13 protein-coding genes and 1 tRNA gene are annotated in these 18690 nt (G+C 47.4%); 5 read left to right on the top strand and 9 right to left on the bottom strand.

The features are described from left to right. Nucleotides 1-503 precede the first annotated feature (503 nt). The 4 genes from ompC to IMQ33_RS09810 all read left to right on the top strand — a co-directional run bounded on the left by ompC (nt 504) and on the right by IMQ33_RS09810 (nt 2845). A complete protein-coding gene (gene ompC / locus IMQ33_RS09825) occupies nt 504-1619 on the top strand; it encodes a porin OmpC (RefSeq protein WP_065683120.1) in 1116 nt (371 codons plus the stop codon). A 154-nt stretch (nt 1620-1773) separates the two neighbouring features. Beyond that, a complete protein-coding gene (locus tag IMQ33_RS09820) occupies nt 1774-2190 on the top strand; it encodes a VOC family protein (protein WP_196062679.1) in 417 nt (138 codons plus the stop codon). Between the two features lie 79 nt (nt 2191-2269). Further along, nucleotides 2270-2599, top strand: a complete 330-nt coding sequence (osmE, locus tag IMQ33_RS09815) for an osmotically-inducible lipoprotein OsmE (protein ID WP_065683122.1) — start codon at nt 2270-2272, stop codon at nt 2597-2599. Between the two features lie 158 nt (nt 2600-2757). After that, nucleotides 2758-2845 (top strand) — tRNA-Ser (locus IMQ33_RS09810). A 109-nt stretch (nt 2846-2954) separates the two neighbouring features. On the opposite strand, the gene IMQ33_RS09805 is transcribed toward IMQ33_RS09810, so the two are convergent. From IMQ33_RS09805 to IMQ33_RS09775, 7 genes are all read right to left on the bottom strand, one after another. Next, entirely contained in the window at nt 2955-3830 is an 876-nt protein-coding gene (locus tag IMQ33_RS09805) for a LysR family transcriptional regulator (RefSeq protein WP_065683123.1), read from the bottom strand. Between the two features lie 58 nt (nt 3831-3888). Further along, on the bottom strand, nt 3889-4596 hold the full coding sequence (locus IMQ33_RS09800; RefSeq protein ID WP_065683124.1) for an MgtC/SapB family protein: 708 nt from the start codon (nt 4594-4596) through the stop codon (nt 3889-3891). 149 nt (nt 4597-4745) lie between these two features. Next, complete coding sequence (locus tag IMQ33_RS09795) at nt 4746-5531, bottom strand: ABC transporter ATP-binding protein (RefSeq protein ID WP_230326810.1); 786 nt, start codon at nt 5529-5531, stop codon at nt 4746-4748. Between the two features lie 709 nt (nt 5532-6240). Beyond that, nucleotides 6241-7317 carry a porin gene (locus IMQ33_RS09790; RefSeq protein ID WP_230326814.1) on the bottom strand — a complete coding sequence of 359 codons (1077 nt, stop codon included), beginning with the start codon at nt 7315-7317 and terminating at the stop codon, nt 6241-6243. Between the two features lie 46 nt (nt 7318-7363). Next, on the bottom strand, nt 7364-8155 hold the full coding sequence (locus tag IMQ33_RS09785; protein ID WP_196062678.1) for an ABC transporter ATP-binding protein: 792 nt from the start codon (nt 8153-8155) through the stop codon (nt 7364-7366). A gap of 14 nt (nt 8156-8169) precedes the next feature. Next, the gene (locus tag IMQ33_RS09780) at nt 8170-9696 is read right to left on the bottom strand and encodes an ABC transporter permease subunit (RefSeq protein WP_230326809.1); all 1527 of its coding nucleotides are present in this window, start codon (nt 9694-9696) and stop codon (nt 8170-8172) included. 847 nt (nt 9697-10543) lie between these two features. Beyond that, nucleotides 10544-13243: a glycoside hydrolase family 32 protein gene (locus tag IMQ33_RS09775; protein WP_230326808.1), complete on the bottom strand. Its 2700-nt coding sequence runs from the start codon at nt 13241-13243 to the stop codon at nt 10544-10546. A gap of 664 nt (nt 13244-13907) precedes the next feature. Between IMQ33_RS09775 and gspS the strand changes: the two genes are divergently transcribed. After that, the gene (gene gspS, locus IMQ33_RS09770) at nt 13908-14300 is read left to right on the top strand and encodes a type II secretion system pilot lipoprotein GspS (protein WP_196062676.1); all 393 of its coding nucleotides are present in this window, start codon (nt 13908-13910) and stop codon (nt 14298-14300) included. Nucleotides 14301-14348: 48 nt separating this feature from the next. Here the strand turns inward: gspS and gspB are convergent, their stop codons facing one another. Continuing rightward, nucleotides 14349-15086, bottom strand: coding sequence for a type II secretion system assembly factor GspB (gspB, locus tag IMQ33_RS09765; RefSeq protein ID WP_370572874.1), 738 nt, complete (start codon nt 15084-15086; stop codon nt 14349-14351). A gap of 26 nt (nt 15087-15112) precedes the next feature. Further along, nucleotides 15113-18376, bottom strand: a complete 3264-nt coding sequence (gene pulA / locus IMQ33_RS09760; protein ID WP_196062675.1) for a pullulanase-type alpha-1,6-glucosidase — start codon at nt 18374-18376, stop codon at nt 15113-15115. Nucleotides 18377-18690: the final 314 nt, after the last annotated feature.

Genomic DNA, 18690 nt, shown 5'->3' with positions numbered 1-18690 from the left:
GTGATTAAATTTGTGCATAAAATGCTTTATTGGAACGATTTACGCACTGATTTTGGGTATAAAAAAACCGGCCAGAGGCCGGTCGTAACTACAAAAATTATCATACGGATAATGAAGGTAATAATGAAAATAATGATGATAGCGGGATGATTATAGCGCCAGGCGTTGAAACGGTTTTTGGCACAACGTGCTTATTGTTTGATACTTTTGTCCTGATATCTTTATTTTTATAAAGATTTGTATATTTTATTGTTTTGTAAGGTTTAATTTATTTTTTTATCTTTCGGTGCTTTATTTGTTTTGTCGGTAAGTTTTTGTTAAAGTTCGCCAGTATTTACATTTTGAAACCTTTAAATATTGGTATGAAACACTATTGGATACTTGGTATCATTTTCTTTCTGGATTAATATAGCCCTTGTTACCAGAATGGTGATTCACAGTCGCGCTAATAATGCTCAGAAGAGCAGTGGCCGTAGCTCGACATAATTAAGAGGATAATAACGATGAAACTTCGAGTACTCTCCCTGATCGTCCCAGCTCTGTTGATGGCAGGCACAGCAGGTGCAGCAGAAATCTACAACAAAGACGGCAATAAACTGGATTTGTTCGGTAAAATCGACGGTCTTCACTATTTTTCCGACAACGATAAAACCGACGGCGATCAGTCTTACATGCGTTTTGGCCTGCGTGGCGAAACTCAGATCAACGATCAGCTGACCGGTTATGGTGAGTGGGAATATCAGGTTCAGTTGAACAAAACTGAAGACGAAAATGACTCATTCACCCGTGTGGGCTTCGCTGGTCTGAAATTCGGCGATTACGGCTCATTGGATTACGGCCGTAACTACGGTGTGATGTATGACATCGGCGCATGGACCGACGTGTTGCCTGAGTTTGGTGGCGATACCTATGGCGCGGACAACTTCCTGTTCCAACGCACCAGCGGTGTTGTGACTTATCGTAACAACAACTTCTTTGGTCTGGTTGATGGCCTGAACTTTGCCCTGCAGTATCAAGGTAAAAACGGCAACGGTGAAGAAAGCAACAACGGCCGTGATGTCCTGAACCAGAACGGTGACGGCTACGGTATGTCCGTATCCTATGATCTGGGCTATGGCATCAGTGCAGCTGGTGCGTTCTTCAATTCTGACCGTACCAACGATCAGAACGGTGGCCCTAACGGCACCTCTTCTATTCTGGGTCGTGGTGACAAAGCCGAAGGCTATAGCGGTGGTCTGAAATACGACGCTAACAACGTCTATCTGGCTGCGATGTATACCCAGTCTTACAATGCTACCCGTTTCGGCAACAGCAATAGCTCTCTGTACGGTTACGCGAACAAGGCACAGAACTTCGAAGTGGTTGCACAGTACCAGTTCGACTTCGGCCTGCGTCCTTCCGTGGCCTACCTGCAGTCTAAAGGCAAGGACATTGGTGGCGGTTATGGCGACCAAGATCTGCTGAAATATGTTGATGTGGGCGCGACCTACTACTTCAACAAAAACATGTCCACCTACGTTGACTACAAAATCAACCTGCTGGACGACAACACATTTACCGACAAAGCCGGTATCAATACCGACGACGTGGTTGCTGTAGGTCTGGTTTACCAGTTCTAAGCAATACTGTGAATGTGACCACGCGGCCTTCGGGCCGCGTTTTTTTTGCCCGTTCGCCAGCCGCACAGATTGATCTTCGCGCGGCACTGATTGCTATTCTGTTGAGCCCGTACACACCTACCCTGTTTATAAATTGATAAATCAGGAGGTTGGTATGGAACTTAAGATTGAGCGTGTGATTGAGACGGTGTTGTATGTTAACGATATCGAACGTGCCGCAGCCTTCTATCAGCAGGTGTTGCAACTGCCAGCGATGGTAGCAAATGATCGTTTCCGGGCCTATAACATCTCCGATCAAAGCGTGTTGCTGCTGTTTGTTGCCGGGGATTCGCTGAATGATGCTCACTATCCGGGAGGCTACATTCCCCCTCATGATGGCAGCGGTCCACAACATCTTGGTTTGGCCGTGAGCAAGGCCCAGTTGCCCCTATGGGAGCAGCAGTTGGCCGAACACGGTGTTGAGATAGAAGGGCGTATGCTTTGGGAACAGGGTGCGGAGAGTATTTATTTCCGCGATCCAGATGGCCACCTGTTGGAACTGGTGACGCCGGGTATCTGGGCCAACTATTAATAGCGGCAACGCATTATTGGCATAAAAGCCTTTTAGCTTCTACACTTAGATAACAATAAGCATGCTAAGGAGATAAGCGATGACAAAGAAACTGGTTTTGGCCGTATGTACTGCGGCGCTATTTACCGTACTGACTGGGTGTACCACTTACGACAGGGCCGCGAGCTATGTGAACGAGCCTGTGGTAAGCGATGTAAAAGTCGGAATGACGAAACAGCAAGTGCGCGCAATTGCCGGGCCGCCATCAACCTCTGCTAGCCTGATCCATGCACAGGGTACTTGTGATACTTATGCCGTGGCACCACGGGATGGTAAAGCACAGACCTATTTTGTCAGCTTCAACGATACGGGGCACGTGATGAACAAGGGTTATCAGAGCTGTTCAGAGTACGATACCCAACCTAAATAACTGCCTGCATATTGTCCGAAAAGAGCCTCGCTGATGCGGGGTTCTGGTTTTTTTTACCACAATCGGCCTGAAATTTAAGCGAACGAGCGTTTTGACGCATTTTTTTACGTGAAAACGATAGACATTTCATAACGGTACCGTTAATATCTGCGCCCATTGGAAGGATGGCCGAGTGGTTTAAGGCAACGGTCTTGAAAACCGTCGAGTGTAACAGCTCCCAGAGTTCGAATCTCTGTCCTTCCGCCAAATACAGACCCCAAGCTCGTAAGAGCTTGGGGTTTTTCGTTTTCATACGTCCGTCAGGTTTTTACTTTCTAGGCGCTTGCATCACTTCGTCAGGTGATTTTCCGCGCGTTCACATCGCCATCAGGATCTCGGTAAAATCGTTAGTTATAGACGATGTCATGGGCTCGTCACGTTTAATAATATAAAAGCATGCGCTGATATTGATATCTTCAGCAGATTTTTTCTTGAGGTTCAGCTGTGGGCTGTAATGTGCCACGATACGATCGCTTAAAAGCGCGAGATAACCCTGTTGTTTCACTAGACACCAGGTGGCGAGGAAAGAATCAGTTTCCACGACATTACCCTGCTGCGTGCACGGGAAAGAGGAGTCTTGCATCGCTAAGCGACCGGCAGTACAGGAATGTGGGACTACCCACTTTGTTTCGTCCAGCGGCAACTCATCAGAGGCTTGATTGTTCCCTTGATAAAGGGAGAACGTTTCACATTTGAAGTCTTGTGTTACCAGATCGACACAGTTAATCCCCTCGCTGAGGTTACAGACCACCAGATCCAATTCGTTATTTCTCAACTTGGCAACCAACCCCTCGGGGCAATCCTCAATCACGATAATACGGGTGTGTGGATAACGCTGATTAAAGATCTCAAGTGCGTCGGGGAGGTAGCACAGCAGTGGATAGGTGCTCATGCCTAGGCGCAAGAATTTCTCTCCGGTTTCTTTCAGCCCACGGAATTCATAAATGGTATTTCTTAACTCATTGGTGATAGCGTCAATGCGTTGAAAAAATGCTTCACCTACCGCAGTGAGTCGGACACCACGGTTGCTGCGTTCCAATAGACGCGAGCCAATATTTTCTTCAAGTTCTTTTATAATACGGCTGAGTGTCGGCTGTGAAATAGCCAGTTTTTTTGATGTTTCATGTAAACTACCGCAGTAAACAATTTCTTTAAAAGTAGTCAGGTGAGATAATTTCGGCATACTTTTCATAATAAAGCTCTTCATTCATATTTTAATTGGTGGTGCAAAAGGGCCCTGCATGACGTTTTTAACCGGAGCCACAAATTCGGCTATAATAGGCCTGTTTCATCATGCTATCGCCAAGTAAAGTATTGACGGTTTTATCAAGTACCGTAGTAGTGACAGAGGCGGGCATGAGAGTTGCGGTGATCTCTACGTCATCATCGCCAAAAGGCTCGATATCCAGGTGCGAGATAAAGCAGTTTTCGGCTTGCATCACCTTTTTGAATTTGGCTAATGCTTCACGTTGCTCGTGTTCAAATGCAATAACGCAGATCTGGTAGGTGGATTCACCGTTAACATCGCTGAAGGGTTGTTTGTTGACCATATTGACGATCGGGCGCAGCAGTGTGTTGGCAGCCAGCACGTATAAGGTAGCGGCCAGTGCATCTCCATATAATGCACAACCTGCACAGGTACCAACGGCTGCCGATCCCCAAAGCGTAGCCGCTGTGTTCAGGCCGCGGATATTCATTCCTTCTTTCATGATTGCCCCGGCGCCAAGAAAACCGACGCCAGAAACCACATAAGAAATCACTCTTACCGCACCCCCACTGCCATCAATGGTCATAGCCAGATGTACAAAAATAGCTGCGCTGGTGGCAACAAGCGTATTGGTGCGTAACCCGGCGGTGCGTTGCCGGAACTGTCTTTCATAGCCAATAATTGCGCCAAGTAACGATGCCGTTGATAGCGTTATTAATGTTTGAATAAAATGCATAATAAAAACCAACATGTTATCTGCTTATCATGAAACACCGAAAAAAGGTAACTCTTGATAAACAGGTAGTTAAAATGGCAGACTTTTCATCTGCCAGACAGCGATTAGAAATTGATATTATTCCTTGGCAAACGCGCGGCAGCTGCGTTTGCATAGGTTTGCCTTTAATAGGCCGAAGTAGCAATTTGCTGGCTTAGCTCAGCGCTGATTTCTTCGATCAGGCTTTGCATTGAGCGTTTGTTCCGCTCCTCACGCCGCGTGGTGATTTCATAATTGCCGGTAACGGTACCGGGTTCTGAACCTAGCAAAATAATCCGATCTGACATCATTACGGCTTCTGTTATGCTGTGGGTTACTAAAATCATGGAGCGAGTTTTTATTTTTCGCGTCGACCAGATCTGCATTAGGTCTCTGCGCAAATTTTCTCCGGTATAAATATCCAGGGAAGAGAAAGGTTCATCCAGTAACAACAATTCAGGTTCGACGACGAGCGCACGGGCAAACCCCACCCGTTGGCGCATACCACCGGAAAGTTCTCGTGGGAAAGCATTGCGGTACTTTTCCAGACCAATCAGGTTCAGCATTTTTATCACCTGTTTGTCGATGGTGTCTTGGGAATAATGCTGTGCCTGCAATCCAAAGGCGATATTTTGATAGACGGTTAACCAAGGGAAAATAGCAAAGTTCTGGAAAACCATATTGATTTGTGGGTTAGGGCCTGAGACTTTGACTTCACCCAGCATGACATCCCCAAAATCAGGCGATATCAAACCTGATATGATCCTCAGTAGGGTGGATTTTCCCGAGCCGGATTTCCCTAATACGCTGATCACTTCATTGTCATAGACTGTGAGGTCGATATCACTAAGGACCAAATGTGATTTTTGGGCCGTAGGTTGGAAGCTCTTACTAACGTTGCTGACAGTAAGTAATACTTTTTTCTTGGCCATCATGTTTCCTTGGTTATGTTTTAAAAAAAATAGTCGAATAGGATATTCCGCTGAGTTTTTCACAGGAAAATTCAGACGTGAAAATTTACACGGGAGAATGCCTGTGGCCATATTGGTCTGATTAATAAGTTGAATTCGGGTTATTGAGAGATGCTGTCAGCTTGGGATCGCCTAGTATAGGGCACTGAAGGAGGTAAGAATATAGTGCAGTTGTGACGTGATGACGTCACATACGAATACTTTTCAGGGCGCAGTAAAATGACTATTGCGCCTAAGCCTCCAGCAGGCTCAATAAACCAATGAATAACGAACCGTCGGTGTCCATAATTTTATCCTGTATCAAATCGGAGTCTCATAGTACCCACAAGGGTCAGGAAGCTCAATAACTGAGTGGTGTTTTAGAACTGCAAAATGTAATGTAATATTAATGGGTGTCGCAAGGGTTGTTTAAACTAAACATAGCGTCAACGAGGTTGTAGTTTAAATGAGTGGTTGGCTATAAATTCCGGAACAATAGAAGTGAAACTAAACCGTTAAATGATTGTAACGCAGTCAATGTGGAATGGAGAAAGAAGCGGCCAACATGATTGTATTCACTGTTTTTGACTTTCATACATCTGTCTTGCTTGCTGCCTTTTATCCATTCAAAAACGATAAAAAAGCCCGATGAGGCCAAACCTCATCAGGCATGTGTTTCACGCTTAACTTCTCAGAACTGGTACATAATCCCCGTCTCGACGACATCATCAGCACTTAAACCGGCTGCATTCTGTTTATCCAACAGATTCAGTTTGTACTCTACATAGGTCGACATATTGGCATTGAAGCTATAACTCAGCGCCATATCTATATACTTGACCAGATCGGTATCACCGATGCCAGGCAGGTCACGCCCACGTGACTGCAAATAGGCAAGAGAAGGGGTGATGCCAGAATCAAAGTGATACTGCGCCACGGCTTCGACGGCATCGGCCTTTGGTGCAAAGCCGGTGTAGTTGCCACCATCCACGTAGGTCATGTTCTGAGTGCGGGTATAGTTTGCTGCCAGATAGAGGTTATCCCGATCGTACTTCAGGCCTAGAGTCCAGGCTCTGGCACGATCGCCATTGGCCAGACCAAAGCTACGCTGTGCCTGTGTACGATCCGAATTGGCGTAGGCACCGCCAGCGCTTAGCCCCCAACCCATGTCGTAGGTCGTGGAGAAGGAATATCCATCGCCGTTTTGTGTCTGTAGGTCTTGCGTGTGATGAGCGTCGTCTCCCCGATTCTTTCCCTGATATTGCATGCCGATATCCAGGCCATCAATAATCCCCCCCAAACCCTGATTATGATAGGTCAACATACCGTTGCCCCGACTGGTCATAAAGTTATCGGCAGCTTCATAACTGTCATTACCAAACTCGGGTAATACATCGGTCCAACTGCCAACATCATAGAGTAAACCGTAGTTGCGCCCATAGCTGATGCTGCCAAACGGGCCGAATTTCACCCCGGCAAAACCCAACCGCGTATAGTTACCATTTTGCTCGCCGTTTTCCGCTCCGTTCAGCCCAATCTGATATTCCCACTGGCCGTATCCTATGATGTCATCATTAATTTGTGTTTCACCTTTAAAGCCAAAGCGAGTGTAGGACTGATCGCCGCTGCTGCCAGCATTATTACTGAAATAATGAACGCCATTAATCTGCCCATATAAATCCAATTTATTGCCGTCTTTATTTACGATTTCTGCAGCCAACGTGGTGCTGGCTACTGGCAATAGTAACCCCAGTACAGCCAAGTACATTTTATTTTTCATATCAATAACCTGATGTTAATAAATGCGTTGAAAGTTATGATGCTTTTTGTGATATCGCAATTTTCTTATACAAACGATCGCTGGTGTCATCAATAATAGAGGCCATATTCTGTCTGCCCCGTGATCCTCGTGGCCTGTCGATAACGATCTCATCGGTGATCTGCCGGCTATTGGCATCCATAATGACGACTCGGTCAGACATCATGACTGCTTCTTCTATGTCATGGCTCACCATGACGATGGCGCTGGTATTATTTTTTTTATTCGTCCAGATATTCATTAAATCCGTCCGCAGTTTCTGCGCAGTGAAGATATCAAGAGAAGAAAAGGGTTCATCCAACAGTAAAACTTTGGGTTCCACGGCTAATGCTCGGGCAAAACCTACGCGCTGGCGCATACCACCGGAAAGTTCACGGGGCCAGGCTTTCTCATACCCATTCAAGCCAACCAGCATGAGTAATGCTTTCAGCTTTTTGTCGATCAATTGCGGTGGCAAGTCTTGTGCGAGCAGGCCAAAGGCGATGTTGTCATACACCGTGAGCCACGGATAAAGAGCATAAGACTGGAATACCATGCTGATATCGGCATCGGGTCCTTCGATAGGTTTTCCAGCCAGCGATACCGTACCGGTATCAGGGAAAATCAGGCCGGCAAATATGTGCATCAACGTTGATTTACCTGAACCTGACTGCCCAAGGATGGTAACGAATTCACCCTTGTGAATATTCAGATTCACGTCGCGCAGAACTTCCTTGGGGAGCTTGTTCTCTCCAAGGAAGGCTTTGTTTACCTGCTTGGCACTGAGCACCACTTCTTGAATAGTCATTTAATTTTCCCACGTTAATCATATTTGAATTTGGTTTCTGCTACGCGATACAGCGGCTGCCAGATAAAGATTACGCATAACGCCACCAGTGAGCACATGGCAGCGCAGCCCAGCGCGGACTCCGGGTTTTTACCGGCATCGGTCACGACTGAAATAAAAGCGCCCAGCCCGGTAGTACTGATCGTGGTTGCTCCCCATTGAATGACCTCTGCTGCAATGGCGCTATTCCAGGCACCGCCTGCTGCAGAAATAATGCCGGTAACGATGTAGGGGAAAATCGCGGGCAGCATATAGTAACGCCACCATTTGAAACCCCGTAAACCGAAGGTTTCGCTGACTTCGGTGATATGGGATGGGATTGCCGTGACGCCAGCAATGACGTTAAACAACACATACCACTGTGTGCCGAGCATGATCATTGGAATCGCCCACCAGCCAAGGTCCTGATGATAAACAGCGATAAAAGCGGCGATCAGAGGATAGAAAATATTTGGTGGGATAGCAGCCAGGATTTGAATGATCGGTTGGAAGAATTTCACCAGGCGTGGATTCATACCTATCCAGACGCCGAGTGGGGTGAAAATCACGATACTGAGCACCATTGCAGCCACTACACGCGCAGTAGTCAGCAGCATCCATTCAGGCATCATGGCGAAGTATTGTTTTGGGAAATACTCCCACAGTTGATACCCGAACCAGGCACAGGCCATGACCACCGCGAGATACCAAGTACTGCGCCACAGCCAGTTGGCTTTTGCGGTGATACGAAACAGCTTGTGCAACCCAAGGCCGTACCAGATCTGCGGCAGCTTAAACAGCCATAAATCAGCCAGCATGCGCAGGGCTGCTGACAACATTGATCCTATATGGGAATCGCTCAGGCAGTTATAAAACCATGAGCTGCCCTCAGTTTTATTGGCGGTAACATCTTCGTATTTGAAACGGGAGGTATAGCGAACCAACGGGCGGAAAACCAATTGGTCGAGCACGATAATATTGGCTGCCAATGTGATCACAGCAAACAGAATAGCGTGCAGGTTTTGCTGCGCCAGCGCTTCGGCAATATAGGAACCTACTCCAGGCAACGCCACCGATTTATCGTTGACCGGGATGGCCTCCGACGCTACCAGAGCGAACCATGCTGCCGATTGTGACACCATGGCATTCCATAATAACCCGGGCACGGAATAGATAAACTCTAACCGCCAGAAGCGTTGCCATGGATTGTAGTTGAAACTGCGTGCGGCTTCGTCCAGTTCACTTGGAACAATGCGCAGCGTTTGGTACAACGTTAGCATCATGTTCCATGCCTGGCCGGTAAATACCGCAAAGATAGCGGTACACTCCAGCCCCATCACGCTGTGTGGGTACAGGCCAAGAAAATACACCGTGGTGAAGGTTAAAAAGCCCACCAAGGGTACTGACTCCATAAAGTTGACGAAAGGTAATATCACCCTGCGTAACGGCACGTAGCGAGCCGCTAAGACGGCAAAGACGATGGAGAATAGCAGTGACCAAATCATGCCGATTGCAAACCGCATTGTCGTTCTTAGTGAGTAATAGAAAAGATTCCAGGTGTCCAGACTAATGGTGCTCACGCTGTGTTCATCGAACGAACCGTGCATGTCTCCCCAGGCACGGATAAGAAAGACGATGACCAATGATGCTATTACAAAAACAATAAGGTCATTTAGATAGTACTTTCTAGAAATAGATGTACTTCTGCTTTTTTGCATAATGCCAATCCCATAAATTTCTCAAAAAACCGGCGGTAACGTCAGCTTAATAAAGCCGATCGCCTCCGTTTTAAACGAACATATATAGCTTGAGATAAATTAATTTGCTGATTGTTACGCTGATGGTGAACGATGAATACTACAGGAACAGGCATGACAAGCCGGTATTATCAGATGCCAAGGCACATCGACAGTGCCAGGCCGTTGCTGATAAGCCGTTGATTGATTGTCTACATTCTGTTTATTTCAGAATGTAGCATGAACTACATTACTGAAATTTATCCAGTAGTACTAAGCTAAAACTAAAACTTCCATCGTCCATAAGGCCCCCGTGGTGAGAATAAAGCGGTGAGATAGTAATGCTTGAACATAATGAATAGCAAGTAGATGTGATGGTTTTCATTATTGTATATGTAACAGGATGAAAATTGAGTTTTTAAATGATATATCCAGAAATTAAAAAGGGGAGGTGATATCGTCAGATAGACAAGACATCAGAAAATTGAAGCCTATATAGTTAATTTGAATGTATTTTTAAAATTGAGTAAATATAATTACTTTTCTTTGAGTTAGGCTTCTTCTTGGTGGGCTGTTACTTCGCAACATTATGAATGACCCCGAGCTTCCAGAAAGCTCGGGGGCGGGGGCAGGGCTACTTATCAGCCCAAATTGATTTCAGCGGCCATATGGTCATCGTAGCAATCGTCGCTGAGTTGCCTTGGCTGTAAACTTCAATGCCGGTGCTGGAAGGGTCTGGAAATATCAGATCGGTCAGAACTACTTCACCTTTACCGGAAAAAACGGTGACTGAGGATGTATCAACAATAATGCGTAATTTCAGTATGCCGTCATCTGAAAGTGGCAGCGGGGCGCGGTGTTTGGCAGCAAAGCCTGAAAAGAATGTGCTTTCACCCGATTTTGTCCGATCCAGATAGAGTTCTCCTGCCACTGCATCATAACCGATGAGGGTTTCTTCACCCTGTGCACCTTTACGGATCTTGAAACCGACTTCTTCAGCATGCTCCGGCTTCAATTGAGCCTCTATTTCATACACTTGTCCTTGCACACCTGCATCTGCCAACAGAGTGTCTCCTGCCGAGAGCACAGTTTCTTCTTTTAACTGGTAGAGCGGTTTACCACGCAGGCCGGTCATGCTTTCAACCGGGGCCTGGGTGAGTTTGATGTGGTCCCCCACCGTTTGCAGCTTCAACTCTCTGACCAAGGTCTGTCCACCGCGCCAAGGGGTGGTGGGTACACTACCGGCGTAATCCCAATTGCTCATCCAACCGATCCAATAACGTTTACCATCAGGAACGCCGTTCCAGGAAACGGCAGCATAGAAATCAGAGCCAAAATCTGCCCAGTTGGCGGTTTGTTTCGGTTGATCAGATAAGAGGATTTGGTCAACCAATATGTGCCCCCAACTCCCGGTATTATTATCAATAACCTGGATTTGAGCATTCTCCCCTTTGAGTGAAGCGACGTTCCAAGAACGCCAGTCAAGGGCTTCAGAATTTGAGCCGGTCGCGCTATAGATGATTTTGTCATTAACCAGCAGATTGACCGTGGTTTCGGATGAAATCGGTTTGGCTGGTAGATCTGAGGCAATAAAGTGGTCGGCCAAAATATGGCCCCAGCCGCCGCTGTTGTCATCAATAATGGCGATCCTGGCCTGCTGCCCTTGATATTCGGCGACATCCCAATTGACCCAGTTCAGGGCTTCGCTGCTATTTCCGGTTGCGCTCCGTGTGACCTCTCCATTTACCAACAGTACCACCGCCGTAGCCCCACTTTTGCCATAGGGATTATTGCCGCCGCCGATCAGGAAGTTGATATAGGGTTTTTCAAGGGTAAACGCGGGAGAGGTCAATGTTCCTATTGCCGAATCTCCACCTTCTTTATTGATTAATTTGCCAAAAAAGCTGTTTACCAGATGTGAACCCAGGAAACCGGTGACTTGCTGCTGATCGCCAATGGTGCCAGTGGCAACCTGCTGATTGGTAAAATCACCTTCAGCTGTCCATCCGAGTTGACTATAGGTCACCTTTTCATCACCTTCAGAATCTGCACCTGAGAACAATAGATCACCCGTTGGCAATTCGGTTTTCAGGGTACTGTCAGCAACGTGGGGATGGTTGCCTCCGCCAACCATAAGGTTGATATAGTTATCGGTAATTTTAAACGAGGGGGACGTTACGGTGCCGATTGCCGCGTCGCCATTGACGAAGGTATTCAGCAACTTCTCACCTTGATACAGGCTTACCCCATTCTGACCTGAATTATTACCTTGCGATACATAGCTATCAACCAGATCTCCCGTTGCGGTCCATCCCAGTGAGTTATAGTCACCTTCGAAGTTCTCAACAACGGCGCCCTCTGGAGGCGTACTGTCAAAGACATTGTTGTCGTCAGCCTCAAAGGTGGTACCGTTAAAATTACCGACAAAATACTGCGAGCCCGAACCGCCAACCGGCCCACCAGGGTTAAGGTTGATGACCATCACCCATTTCCTGTTTGCGGGATCACCATTGACGGGGAGCTCGAATAAATCAGGGCATTCCCACACGCCAGCAGTGGCATTTATTGGCCCGAATTCACTCATAAACTCCCATTCGCGTAGATTTTTAGACGAATACAGGACTGCTTTATGCTGGGTGGCGAGTACTGCGACCATTACCCATTTTTTTTCCGGTTCGAACCAGAACAGTTTAGGATCGCGGAACTCTCGGAATTGTTCTTCATAGCCGGTTGGTGGCAAAGGCAATACTGGATTATTAGCATACAACTGCCAAGTACGGCCTTTATCCAGGCTATAAGCGAGAGATTGCGCCTGAGTGCCTTCCTCAACGGTTTTACCGTTTGCCAATGTCATGCTTGCCGGATAATAGCTGGTATACATCGCTATCATGGCGGGTTTGCCTGGCTCACCCAAGCCGCTGGTATTATCGATATCGACGACGGCACTACCCGAGAAAAACATCTGAGTTGCCTTTCCTTCAGCATCTTTCTCAACGGCTAAAGCGACGGGTAACTCTTCCCAATGTAACAGATCGGTGCTAAAGGCATGGCCCCAGGACATGTCGCCCCAGCCATTGCCGTTAGGGTTGTACTGATAAAAAAGATGATATTCACCTTCGTAATAAACTAATCCGTTAGGATCGTTTTGCCAGTTTTTAGCTGCGGTATATTGTAATTGAGGTCGATACTTTTCCAGGTAAGAGGATTGAACATGCTTATCATCGTTTGGGAGATTACTGTTACTTGAGTTATCGCAACCGTAAAGCAGTGTGGCACTGACTGCGATGATTAACCCAGGGGAAAGTTTTTTTTTCATAGGATGACCGTAAGACATTACGTTCCTTGTAGTAATTTTGTTAAAAATGGACAAGGGAGAACAATATATTCACCCGCTCATTGCATTTAACTTCTGTTATATAAATATTATATCTAACGCGTTTTCTGCTTTAAAGTTGAAACGATTCAGCTTTTTATGAATAAGACCGATAAAAATTTATGCATTACTGAATCTTATGGATTGAAACTGCAATAAAACCGCTAACCAAGCAAGATGGTATTTTTTGTTTGTGACGTAAATCAAAATTAATTTAATTATTATCGTTTCATTGCTTTTTTATTGTGATTTAAATTGAATAATTGGTTGAGTTTGCTGCATGATTAATGTATCGATTCAGCTTTCAATCCTTTTATGATAGAAAAGGGTGGCCATTAGGCTTCAATCTTGTCATGTAGTGATGTAGTACCTTGAATGAAAAGGGGCTGAAGCCATTTTCTCTGTGTCAGCTATTGACGCCGTGGATTAATAACCGCTCAATCATAGATATCGTTAGCCTTGTCGCGCAGCGCTCTACTTGTGTGGCTACGAGGTAAAATGCAAAGCACTGAAAATGAATCTGCAAGCGGGATCGCAATAAGGAAAACTTTTCTCTCTAGCAAGTGACAGTGCTGGGGGATTTGTTAAAATAGAACCACTTAATCAAGATAAGATTATTATTATCATGCAGTTAACTCATATTTTTCGTCTTGCCCTCGTGTTGCTTTTGCTGGTAACAGCGGGTTGTCAGCAACCACGTTCTTCTGTGCAAAAGGGTCCGATCACCCTTAATGAACAGGTAGAACAGCTGGCGTCGGTGGTTGCTGGTACCAAATATTTAAAATATAAGTGCAATCGTAGTGATTTACCCAGCGATGCGGTCATTGACAAGGTTGCCTACAAAGTCGCCAAGCAACGGGGCTGGAATAGCTCTAGCTACGGGGCTTTGCCGCAGCGTAGTGAGGAAATTTATCAAAGCCTGATGAGAGACAACACGCCGGAACAAACCAAGTGCAGCAGCTTTAACAGCCTGTTGGCACCTTTTACCGACGAACTGCGTGCAGAAAGAAGCAGTTAGTGACACCAACTTGGTGTCCTGCTCCAGTGTACGGGCTAGCGGTAAGATTTATTCTGATCCTTCGGCGGCGCTTTCTCTCTCTACCTTGCCGCCCGGCCAATCTTCTAACGCGTCAAGTGTGAATACATCGCCATTGAAGTTAAAGATAGTCACGTCCTGTTGTATTTGCTCAATCGTAAGGTTGGGGGCAGGGCTGTCTCCTTCCTGATAACGCTGCCCGTTCAGCGTGATGCTGCGTTTGTCATCTTCCGATGCGTAAACGTGCGCGCTGTATCTTAACGGGGCTAATTCATCACTGGCTAAGGAGGGGAGGACTTTTTTATCTGATCCCACTTGCTGCGCCGGTTTATTTTCATCATGCGCAGTTCCTATATCAGCGTTGGTGACCGTATGCCTGGGCATCTCCGTTTTTATCGCGGCAGAGGGGGCAATTTGAGTCAACGCGGGGGCTGCGAAAGCTTGGTTGTTACGCCAGTGCTGTCCGGAAAACCAACCTATCGCTATTAACAACAATGCATACACTGGCAGCAGATAGCGGGGAATAAACAGCCCCTTGGCTGGTTGAACGCTGACTTCTGGCTCTACTATCGATTTATTGTCCACATCCCTGAACCTTTCATTGACGCTGATTTCTACAGCCAGAGGTTTTTTATTGGCGTGTCGCCAACGCTGGGGCAACGCCAAAGTATGAAGGGTATATCCTGCCAGAAAACTCGGGTCAATAGCATTGAACTTATATTCGGGGTTGATGTGACTCAGTTGGTTTAACCTCTCGTTTCGGGCCACCTGATGGTGACCCGAAACGGACCGTTTTATTTACTGCTTACAGGCAAACCTGTGCCTTGGGCAGAGACTTGTTGTTTGACCAACAAGGCTACCGACCAAGCGGGAACGGTAACGCTGCCCTCTGCGGTAATGTTGACACCGGAGGCGAGTGAGCGGTCTCCCAGGTTTTGTTGGATTGGGCTCAGGGTGAGGTTTTCACCGGTAAAGTCATTAAGCGTTCTTGCTTCCGGCGCTGCGTTGATGATAACGACTAACGCATCGGCTTGTGGATCAAGATCGTTGCCCGCCTGAATGCCGTCATCAATGGTCATCACCAGTAAGCCCAGTTGCTGTTCTGCACCTGTGTTACGGAAATCGACACGCTTCATCACTTCATGGCCGCTACCCAAGGCAATCAGAGGCGAAGATTGGCGCAGTTGGGTGAGTTCCTGATAGAACGAGGTCATCTGCGCGATCTCTGTTTGGCCAGGTGTGGCAACAGCATCTTTTACGCTGGCGATCAGCGAATAGTTGTCACCATCATCGCTGATGCGTGGCATACCAACATTGAAGTTGTTGTCTTGATAGCTGTAATCCACACGGTTGTACCAGTCCCCGGCATCATATGAGTCACGGGTAAATGACTTGGAACGCAAGAGTTCTGAACCTTGTTGATCGAATGCCAGCCCTTGACCCAACAACGTCGTGGCCAGTGACACCGCCTGCATGCGGACGCGAGTGGTGAGATCGGCTTCACGTGCGGCTTTGTAACTGATCATATCCCATAAGGTTTGGTTGTCGTGTTTGGAAACATAGTTGACCACTTCGGTCGGATCGTTGGCATAACCCCCAATCGCCCCGTTATAGTCAATTTCGCTGCCTTTCTTGACGGAGCCGTCTTTATCGATCAACAGGAATTCAGCCAGGTTGCCGGCCATGCCCAGACGGGTCAGATCGGCCAGATGGTGCACGGTATCCTCATTTTGCTGGGTTAACTCGTTAGCCAATACTCCAGCGCCGTTACCCACCCCCTGGTTTTGACGCAAGGCATCACCAGAGTCAAACGGGCCGCCTCCGCGAACAGCATCACGCAGGCGATCGGAGAAGGTGCCAATGCCGGTGCCTTTTAACGTGATCTGCGAAGCGATTTCGAAGCGATCGTCCTGACCAGAATTCCAACCTTCACCAAAGAAATAAACGCTGGGGTTCACCGATTTTACTTTCTCCCGGGCAGCCAGGATTTGTGCTTTCGGATGATAGCCCATCAGGTCAAAGCGGAATGCATCAATCTTGTAGTCTCGGCTCCAGACCACCAGAGAATCTTCAATCAGTTTGGCAAACATCCGGTGTTCGGGGGCTGAGTCGGAACAGCAGGTGGCCGACTCTACACTGCCCGTAGTTTCGTTCAAGCGTTGATAATACCAGGGCACGATTTTATCCAGCACCGAGGTACGATCCGTTGGGCCAGCCGCATTGGTATGGTTATAAACCACGTCCATGATGATGTTCATGCCCAGTTGCTGCTTGATGGTCTGCACCATGGTACGAAACTCTTTGATGCGGGCAGTGCCTTCGGGATTGGTAGCGTAAGAGCCTTCAGGCACCGTGTAGTGGAACGGATCATAACCCCAGTTGTAGGAGTCAGTCTGAGCCACATAGCCATTCAATTCCTGCACCTGCGGGTTGTCCTGGCTGTCATTCTGTTGCAGTTCTTCTAGTACATCACCGATGGAGGTTGAACTTCCACAGTAGCCGGCAAAACGGCTTTGCTTGACGGCGCTGTTCAGTTCACAAAGCCGACTGAATGGATGGGTGAGATCCGCCACTTTGTCGTTGAACTCATTGACGGTTGCCAGATCGAACACCGGTAGTAATTCAATGTGGGTTACGCCAGCTTGCCCAAGCTGTCTGAGATGCTGCACCATATTGCTGTCGGTGGCAGTCAACGCCAGATATTTGCCCCGTACCTGTTCAGGAACGGTCTGATCCCAGGCGGAAAGATCGCGGATATGTGACTCATGGATGACCATCTTGGCAATATCAGCCTGGCTGGTCTGCGGGTGGGGCATTGTCAGGCCGTCCCAGCCTTCTGGTTTCAACGCGCTGTCATTGAGATCCACGACCTGGCTGTATTCGGAGTTGGTGGAGAGGCTATGGGAGTAAGGGTCGGTGACTTCATACTGCTCCACTTTGCGCGTTTGCGGATGATAAACGGTCAGGGCGTAACGATAAAAAGCGTCTTTAAGGTCGTGACTTCCTTGATATGACCAAGCACCGGAATCGTTATCTCTAGTCATCGGATGGCTGCCAATGACTTTTTTATCCGCACTGTAGATCACCAGTTCTGCCTGCTGGGCCGTTGGTGCCCAGACACGGAAAGTGACGCCAGAATCGGTCAGCAGAGCACCATATTCCAGGTTTTCCGCAGCGGCGGAGAAGCGATCATCGAGAACACCAGCGGTCTGTACCTGAGTGGCTGAAATAAGGATGCCGTCCTGATTGGCGGCCAGGGCGACGGTCTCGCCGCTAAGCAGTTCGTCGACTTTTGCATTATCCGGCAACTTGAAGGCGGCATACCCCGAAAGGTGAGGGAAGCGCGAACCCAGTTCCTGGCTGATGCTGGTCGGTGTCAGAGAAAGATAGCGATCGGTAAATTTCCCTTCGCTGTTGGCAGCCACTTTGCCACTGTGGTTGTAGTACAGACGCACGATAGGTTTCCCTTCCGCGGCAGGCCACAGCAGGGTGTGTTTATCTACCCAATGGGCTTCAGCCAGAGCAACCCCGAAGGCCGCACGGAAAGCTTCGGCACGGGTATCATAAAGCGTGCTGCTACCTGCAAGGGTAGAAACGGTCCTGTCCGGAAAGTCACTGAACGATAAACGCATATCCGCATCAATCAGCTTATTGGTGCCATCACGCAAAATGAAGTTGATACATCCAGTCGTTTTGGTCAGTGGGAGCACCCAATACGGGCCATAACTGTCGCTGCCTGTCGGTGTTGTACTGGTGTCATTCCAGTCCCCAGAGGGGTTATCCAGGGCGTCACAGGTGTCGTTATTCCATAAAAACAGGTTCTTGGTACTGTAATCAGCGGCGGAGCCGCTGGTGATACCAGCAATATCGACCAGATGAATTACCGCCTGGTTTTCACCTGCCATGACGGCTTCGCCAGGCATCGCTATGTCAGGTAGGCGTGCAATCGGCTCTTGGTTGTTGGTGTCAGGGCTAACGTCTGAAGAATTATTATTATCACAGCCGCTTAATATGACAAGCGAGCCGAAAAGTAGGGCATTACAGGTATTTTTCAGCATTCTAAATTCCCTATCAGGCTTACATTATAGAAAGTAAAAAATGGTATCAATGTGTAAAGCAGTGGTATTAGATATTGCATGATGAGGAGGAGCATCCTCCTGCTTTAGGAGGAGAAGGGGCGTAGGTGGAAGGAGGAACCGAAGTTTAGAGGAGGGAGATAAAACAGGTTAAAGCGCTTTTATGCTAGCGAGATTAAGAAATAAATAGCTATAAAAACAGAAAGATAAATTATTTCGATAAGCAAAAATAATGATTTATTATTTAGGGGAGTATGTATAAAGTAACCACTTCTGAGAGGATGTATTCAGAAACG

Origin of the sequence: Serratia sp. Res13-Sevr-LER1-36-b, assembly GCF_015673035.1 — a bacterium.
Classification (GTDB): Bacteria; Pseudomonadota; Gammaproteobacteria; order Enterobacterales; family Enterobacteriaceae; genus Chania; species Chania fonticola_C.
This window is presented reverse-complemented; position numbering and strand designations above follow the sequence as displayed.